Below are 1274 nucleotides of genomic sequence, written 5' to 3'. Positions count from 1 at the left end.
GGCATTCGTCGCCGCCGGACCGGTAGTCGCCGAAGTAGTCGACGACGTCCTCCGGCCACTGGTTGGCCTCCGCCAGCAGCACCGTGTCCGGGTACTGGTTGTCGATCTCCTTGCGCACCCGCTTCAGGAACTCGTGGGTCGCCGGCAGGTTCTCGCAGTTGGTGCCCTCCTGCTGGTACAGGTAGGGCACGGCGTCCAGCCGGAACCCGTCGATGCCCAGGTCCAGCCAGAACTTCAGCGCGGAGATCATCTCCTCCTGCACGGCCGGGTTCTCGTAGTTGAGGTCCGGCTGGTGCGAGAAGAAGCGGTGCCAGTAGTACTGCTTGCGTACCGGATCGTACGTCCAGTTGGAGACCTCGGTGTCGACGAAGATGATCCGGGCGTCCTGGTACTGCTTGTCGTCGTCCGCCCAGACGTAGTAGTCGCCGTAGGGGCCGTCGGGGTCCCTTCTGGACTCCTGGAACCACGGGTGCTGGTCGCTGGTGTGGTTCATGACGAAGTCGATGATCACGCGCATGCCGCGCTGGTGGGAGGCGTCGACGAACTCCACGAAGTCGGCGAGGTCACCGAACTCGGGCAGGACGGCGGTGTAGTCCGAGACGTCGTAGCCGCCGTCCCTGAGCGGTGACTTGAAGAACGGCGGCAGCCACAGGCAGTCCACGCCCAGCCACTGCAGATAGTCGAGTTTGGCGGTCAGGCCCTTGAGGTCGCCGACACCGTCGCCGTTGCTGTCCTGGAAGGAGCGGACGAGGACCTCGTAGAAGACCGCGCGCTTGAACCAGTCCGGGTTGCGGTCCTTGGCGGGCGTGTCTTCGAACGTGTCCTGAACAGGCTCGTTGATGATCATTTTGTGGGTGACCCTCCGATCTGCGGGTTGGACGGTCGCAGAACCGAGAAGACATGCGCGGGCCTGTGGCCCGGTTCGAGGCGCACATAGTTGGCCCTGCCCCAGTGATAGGTCTCGCCGGTGAGCTCGTCGCGCACCGGCACCGACTCGTGCCAGTCCAGGCCGAGTTGCGGCATGTCCAACGAGACCGTCGCCTCCTGGGTGTGGTGGGGGTCGAGGTTGACGACCACCAGAACCGTGTTCGAACCGCTCCGCTTGCTGTAGACGATCACCTCTTCCTTGTCGGCGTGATGGAAGTGGAGATCGCGCAGCTGTCGCAGGGCCGGGTTGTCGCGCCGGATGGTGTTGAGGCGGGTGATGAGGGGGGCGATGGTGGTGCCCTCGCGTGTGGCGGTGGCCCAGTCGCGGGGTTTGAGCTGGTACTTCT

At 64.7% G+C, this 1274-nt stretch carries 1 protein-coding gene and 1 pseudogene; both read right to left on the bottom strand.

Going from position 1 to position 1274, the window contains the following annotated elements; translation table 11 throughout:
• Positions 1-847: alpha-amylase family glycosyl hydrolase (locus ACH45E_RS45760; protein ID WP_361458363.1), on the bottom strand; the 847-nt coding region annotated here is incomplete at its 3' end.
• Positions 844-1274: pseudogene (locus ACH45E_RS45755) on the bottom strand (alpha-1,4-glucan--maltose-1-phosphate maltosyltransferase); the annotation flags it as partial. The gene ACH45E_RS45760 and the pseudogene ACH45E_RS45755, both read right to left, overlap by 4 nt.

It is taken from the genome of Streptomyces sp. NPDC020299 (assembly GCF_044387825.1).
Classification (GTDB): domain Bacteria; phylum Actinomycetota; class Actinomycetes; order Streptomycetales; family Streptomycetaceae; genus Streptomyces.
The sequence above is the reverse complement of the archived record's forward strand: the minus strand, read 5'-3'. Positions and strand labels throughout refer to the sequence as shown.